The 6,099-nt window shown below is 70.7% G+C and carries 4 protein-coding genes and 2 pseudogenes; 5 read left to right on the forward strand and 1 reads right to left on the reverse strand.

Features of this window, described 5'->3' with window-relative positions; all coding sequences use genetic code 11:
- The 5 genes and pseudogenes from H3O04_RS33320 to H3O04_RS33340 form a co-directional block, all read left to right on the forward strand.
- Positions 1-242: pseudogene (locus H3O04_RS33320) on the forward strand (ABC transporter ATP-binding protein); the annotation flags it as partial.
- A gap of 146 nt (positions 243-388) precedes the next feature.
- Positions 389-2,572: a TonB-dependent siderophore receptor gene (locus tag H3O04_RS33325; protein WP_202589310.1), complete on the forward strand. Its 2,184-nt coding sequence runs from the start codon at positions 389-391 to the stop codon at positions 2,570-2,572.
- Positions 2,572-2,835, forward strand: a complete 264-nt coding sequence (locus tag H3O04_RS33330) for a hypothetical protein (protein ID WP_023477564.1) — start codon at positions 2,572-2,574, stop codon at positions 2,833-2,835. Before H3O04_RS33325 ends, H3O04_RS33330 begins: the two co-directional genes overlap by 1 nt.
- 1 nt (position 2,836) lies before the next feature.
- A complete protein-coding gene (locus H3O04_RS33335) occupies positions 2,837-4,348 on the forward strand; it encodes a PepSY-associated TM helix domain-containing protein (protein ID WP_202589311.1) in 1,512 nt (503 codons plus the stop codon).
- 22 nt (positions 4,349-4,370) lie between these two features.
- Positions 4,371-5,618: a RhtX/FptX family siderophore transporter gene (locus H3O04_RS33340; protein WP_034175391.1), complete on the forward strand. Its 1,248-nt coding sequence runs from the start codon at positions 4,371-4,373 to the stop codon at positions 5,616-5,618.
- A 65-nt stretch (positions 5,619-5,683) separates the two neighbouring features.
- On the opposite strand, the pseudogene H3O04_RS33345 reads toward H3O04_RS33340, so the two are convergent.
- Positions 5,684-6,099, reverse strand: a pseudogene (locus H3O04_RS33345) (hypothetical protein); the annotation flags it as partial.

Raw genomic sequence — 6,099 nt, forward strand, 5'->3', positions numbered from 1 at the left:
GTCTCGTCGCGCTGCGCGGGCAACGCACGCGCATCGTCGTCACGCACCAGCCGGCGCTCGCGGCGGCCGCCGACACGATCGTCGTGCTCGACGCGGGCCGCGTGCGGGCGACCGGCACGCATGCGCAACTGATCGCGACCGATGTGTGGTACGCGACGTTCGCCCGCACCGGACGGCCGCCCGACGGAGCGCCACCCGCCGGCGCGGACGTCGAAACGCGCCCGGCCGAGTCCGAACAGTGACGTGAACAATGCGGGCCGCCGTGCCCGGAATCGATAGGAAAAGCCCCTCGATCGAAAAATCGCCTGCCGGTTCCAATTGATAATGAGAATGATTATCAAATACGGGGGCGTGAATGCGGTACGAGGTACGGGAACCTGAGAGATCGATGATGCAGGGCGCACGCGTCGCCCGTTTCGGGCGCTGGCGTCCGTCGCTGTACCTCGGCCTGCTGATCGCCGCGCATCCGGCGGCGGCGTTCGCCGATGCGGCGCCGGCGGCCGGCGCGGAAGTCCGCCAGGACGAAACAGCCGCCGCGCAGCCTGCCGGGGGCGAGTTGAAGGCGATTGCGGTGAATGCGTCGCGCGGCGTGGCCGACGATCCGTCGGTGGCGACGGTCGGCAAGATGCCGCTCGCGTTGCGCGAGATTCCGCAGTCGGTCAGCGTGACGACGCGCGAGCGGATCGACCAGCAGAACCTGTTCTCGCTCGACGAGGTGATGCAGCAGTCGGCCGGCGTGACCGTCCAGCCTTACGTGCTGCTCACCACCGCGTACTTCGTGCGCGGCTTCAAGGTCGATTCGTTCGAATTCGACGGCGTGCCGGTCGTGATCGGCGACATGGCGAGCGCGCCGCAGGACATCTCGGTGTACGAACGCGTCGAAATCCTGCGCGGCGCGAACGGGCTGCTGCACGGCTCGGGCAATCCGGCCGCGACCGTCAACCTCGTGCGCAAGCGCCCGCAATACCAGTTCTCCGCACATGCGACCGCCAGCGTCGGCAGCTGGGACCGCTATCGCGCGGAAGCCGACATCGGCGGCCCGCTCAATGCGGCCGGCACCGTGCGCAGCCGGCTCGTCGCCGCGTACGAGGATCGCCACTTCTTCTACGACCATGCGAAGCAGGACACGCGTTCGATCTACAGCGTCACGGAAGTCGACGTGACGCGCGACACGCTGCTCACGTTCGGCGCGCAGTACCAGACCACGACATCGGTGCCCGACATGTCCGGCGTGCCGATGGCGCGCGACGGGTCGAGCCTCGGCCTGTCGCGCTCGACGTTCCTCGACACCGCGTGGGGCCGCTTCAACTGGGACACGACGCGCGCGTTCGCGTCGGTCGAGCAGAAGCTCGGCGCCGGCTGGAAGGCGAAGGTCAGCGGCGAATACCAGAGCGTGCGCTCGGACCTGAAGTACGCAGGTTCGTTCGGCGCGATCGATCCGGCGACGGGCGCCGGCGGCCGGCTGACCGGCGCCGCGTACCAGTTCAGCAGCTACAGCCGCAGCGTCGATGCGAACGTGCAGGGCCCCGTGCATGCGTTCGGGCTCACGCACGACCTGCTGTTCGGCGTCACCTACGCGAACAGCAGCAGCGGGCAGATGACCGCGCCGCTGCTCGGCGACGTGGCCGGCACGCCGGTGAACGTGTATCGCTGGAACCCGAGCAGCGTGCCCGAGCCCGGCATCGGGCCGTACCAGCAGTCGCAGCAGAACGACGTTTTGCAGAAGGGCGTCTACGGGCTGGGCCGCATCAAGCTCGCGGAGCCGCTGACGCTCGTGCTCGGCGGCCGGATGAGCTGGTGGAACCAGGACAGCCTCGGCGCGCACTACAACACCGGCCACCAGTTCACGCCGTACGGCGGGCTGATCTGGGATTTCGCGCGCGACTGGTCGTGGTACGCGAGCTATGCGGAGGTGTTCCAGCCGCAGACCAAGTCGATGTGGGGCGGCGGCATCCTGACGCCGGTGAAGGGGCGTACCTACGAAACGGGCGTGAAGGGCGAACTGGCGGGCGGCAAGCTCGACGTGTCGCTCGCGGCGTTCCGCATCGATCTCGACAACAACCCGCAGGTCGACCTCGCGCATCCATGCGCGGGGCCGAGCTGCTACTACGTGAACGGCGGCAGCGTGCGCAGCCAGGGCTTCGAGTTCGAGGCGAACGGCCGCATCACGCCATGGTGGAGCGTGTGGGCGAGCTACACGTACGACACGATGCGTTATGCGGACAACCTCGCGAACGCGGGCACGTTCGCACCGCTGCTGAATCCGCGCCACCTGTTCCGGCTGTGGACCAACTACGACCTGCCGTGGCAGGAGCGGCGCTGGAGCATCGGCGGCGGCGTGCAGGTGCAGAGCAGCTACTCGGCGCAGGCGAACGGCGTCACGATGAGCCAGGGCGGCTACGCGCTCGCGAGCGTGCGGCTCGGCTACCGCTACGACAAGCACTGGAGCGCCGCGCTCAACGTCAACAACCTGTTCGACCGCAACTACTACCTGAGCCTGAGCCAGCCGGGCTGGAACAACCGTTACGGGGAACCGCGCAACGTGATGCTGACCGTGCGCGGGCAATTCTGATGGCGTCCGGCTGGGGCGCGCGGGCGGCGATCGCGATCGGCGGCGTGCTGCCGGGGGCGGTCGCGCTCGCGCTCACGCTGGCCCGTCATTACCCCGACGACGGCCTGAACCGGCTCTATGCGGCCGTGTTGCTGACGCTCGCCGCGAGCGTCGCCGCGCTGCTGTGGGTGCTCGTCGCGCCCGGCTGGCGGCAGGCCGCGTGGCGCGCGGGTGCGTGGCTCGCGGTGCTGGTGCCGTGCGCGATGTTCTGGGGAGGGCGCTGACATGGATGCTTCGTCGCGTTCGCGCTGGCGCGCGCTGCATCGCGGCGCCGGCGCGCTGTTCGGCGTGGTGCTGTTCGTCGTGCTGTTCAGCGGCACCTGGAGTCTCGCGTTCGATTCGATGCAGGGCTGGTGGCGGCCGCCTGCGGTGGCCGTCGCACGGCCGACGTTGCCGCTCGACGCGCTCGTCGCGCGCGCGGCGTCGCTCGGGGTCGCGTTGCGCGACGCGCGCATCGTGCTGCCGCGGCCGGACGATCCGGCCATCCGTTTCTGCGATGCGCGCCAGACATGCACGCTCTCGCTCGATCCGGCGACCGGCGCGCCGCTGCCCGACGCAGGGCGCGCGACCTTGATCGTCACGCTGCACAAGACGCTGTTCGCCGGCTTCCCCGGGCGCATTTTCGTCAGCCTGTGGGGCATCGTGCTGCTCGTGCTCATCGTCGCGGGCGTGGTCGTGCACCGCAAGCGCTGGCCCGACGCGGCGCGTATCCGGCGCGGCCACGGCTTGCGCGTCGCGCTGTTCGACCTGCATGCGTGGATCGGCCTGTGGGGCACGCCGTGGCTCGTGCTGTTCGCGTTCACCGGCGCGCTGTCGGGGCTCGGCGCGCTCGGCACGGTGTCGCTCGCGGGCGTCGCGTATCCGGGGCAGCCGCAGCGTGCGTTCGCCGAGCTGCTGGGCGGACCGTCGCCCGTCGAGGCCGGCGGCCCATGGCGGCATGCGCCCGATCTCGAGGCGCTGCTGCGGCGCGACGCGGTGCGCAGGCCGGAGTTCCGGCCCGAAGCCGTCGTGCTGCATCGCTGGGGCGACGTGAATGCACGCGTCGAGATTGCCGGTACGACCGCGGGCCTGCCGAGCACGGCCGTGTTCGAACGCCACCTGTACCGCGCGACGGACGGGCAATGGCTCGCCGATGCGACGTCGCGCGGCCGCGGCTTCTGGCTGCGCGCGTTCATCGCGGTGCAGCCGCTGCATTTCGCGCAATACGGCTGGGTCGGCGCGGCCGGTGGCGTGCTGCGCGTGCTGCATTTCCTGATGGGGCTCGCCGCGTGTGCGTTGTGCGCAACGGGGCTGCATCTGTGGATCGAACGGCGGCGCGCGCAACGCGATCGCTCGGCCGACGTGCTGGCCGCCGCCGCGGTCGGCGTGTGCGGCGGGCTCGTGCTCGCGGGCGGTGCGCTGCTGTTCGCCGGGCGTGCACTGCCCGACGGCGTGCACGTCGACCATGCGCTCGCGATGCTGTTCTGGGCCGTGTGGGGCGGCGCGATCGCGCTCGCGGCTTGCGTCGCCGATCGCGCGGCATGGCTGCGCGTGCTGATGCGTGCGGCCGGTGTCGCGTACGGGCTGGCCGGCGCGACCCATTGCGCGCTCGCGCTGCTGGACGCGGGCCGACCCGTGTACTGGCTGACCGACGCGGCGCTCGTCGCCTTCGGCGCATTGCTGCTGCGTGCGGCACGCCGTCCGCGGCGCGACGCGATGCAGCCCGCGCGCGTGCCGGCCGGCGCCGAACCTTTTTAACCTCATGCAACTGGAGAATTCGATGCGCGACCTGCTCGAACATCGCCGCCTGGTCATCACGATCACGCTGCTTTACCTGTCACAGGGCATCCCGATCGGCATCGCGATGGATGCGATGCCGACGCTGCTGCGCCACGACGGCGCGCCGCTGCACGCGCTTGCGTTCCTGCCGCTCGTCGGGCTGCCGTGGGTCGTGAAATTCCTGTGGGCGCCCGTCGTCGACAACCGCTGGTCGCCCCGCATCGGCCGGCGGCGCAGCTGGATGCTGCCGATGCAGACGATCGTCGTGCTGTGCCTGGCCAGCCTCGCGCAGATCGGGATGACGGTCGCGACGGCGGGCTGGGCGGTCGGGCTACTGGCCGTCGCGTCGCTCGCGAGCGCGACGCAGGACATCGCGAACGACGGGATGGCCGCCGAGCATTTCAGCGGCGACACGCTCGCGAGGATCAACGCGATCCAGATCGCGGGCGTGATGATCGGCTTCTTCGGCGGCGGCGCCGGCACGTTGACGCTGATCGGCCTGTTCGGCCAGCCCACCGCGTTTCTCGCGCTGGCCGCCGTCCCGCTCGCGAGCCTCGTCTGCGTGCTGTGGGTGTTGCCGCGCGACGCGGATCGTGCGCGCGTCCGGCCCGATCACGACGCGAGCCTCGTGCGCTTCGCGAAGCGGCCGCGTTCGTGGTCGCTGCTGTCGCTCGCGCTGCTGTCGGCGATGACTGCCGTATCGGGCTTCGGCCTGTCGAAGTTGTTCCTCAACGACGCGGGCTGGTCGCTCGACGCGATCGGCAAACTCGGAATGGCCGGCGGCGTCGTGACGGTCGTGCTCGGATGCGGCGGCGGCGCGTGGCTCGTGCGGGCGCTCGGGCTGTGGCGGGCGTTCACGGCCGGCGTGAGCTGCGCGGGCGCGGCGGCGCTGCTGTGGTTCGCGCAGGCGAGCGGGTGGCTGCCGGTATCGCCGGCATGGGCGTGGCTGTGCACGGTGCTCGGCTCGCTGGCGACCGGCATCACGTCCGTGTCGATCATGACGGCCGGCATGCGTTTCGCGGGCGGCAGCGATCAGGCCGGCACCGACGTGACCGCCGTGCAGAGCACGCGCGATCTCGGCGAGCTGATCGCGTCGTCGACGATCCTGTCGCTGACCGCGAAGGTCGGTTATACGGGCGGGTTTCTCACCGGCGTCGCGCTCGCGGTGCTGGCGGCGCTGATCGCGATGAAGCTGCGGCGGCGCGAGGCGGCGTATGCGATGAAAGGAGACGATGCGCTGGTGTCGTGACGGCTGAGCGGCCGGCGTGGGTGCACGGCGCGGGCCGCACCGCGCCGAGCCGCGTCACGCATGGCTCAAGGGCGACTCAAGCGCCGCGCGGCCAGCAATGCGATGACGAGCAGCACCGCGACATACGCGGCGACGCTCGTCCACGCGCCGCGTTGCCAGAACGCGCCGCCGACCGAGCCGAGCACGCTCGACCCGACGTAGTAGGCGAGCAGATACAGCGAAGCCGCATGCCCTTTCGCGGCGCCCGCGAGTGCGCCGACCCAGCCGCTCGCGACCGAGTGGGCGACGAAGAAGCCGATCGTCACGAGCACGATGCCGACGACGATCGCGGCGAGCGAGTGCGACAGCGTCAGCGCGATTGCCCGACGCGAACAGGATGCGCAGGCGATGCAGCCGCGGCAGGTCGTCGGGCAGCGCGGACAACGCATTGCCGGTGAGGTCGAGCACTTCGAGCGTGTCGGCCAGATCGAAGATCGCGCGC

This window comes from Burkholderia sp. KCJ3K979 (genome assembly GCF_016759955.1).
GTDB lineage: Bacteria > Pseudomonadota > Gammaproteobacteria > Burkholderiales > Burkholderiaceae > Burkholderia > Burkholderia orbicola.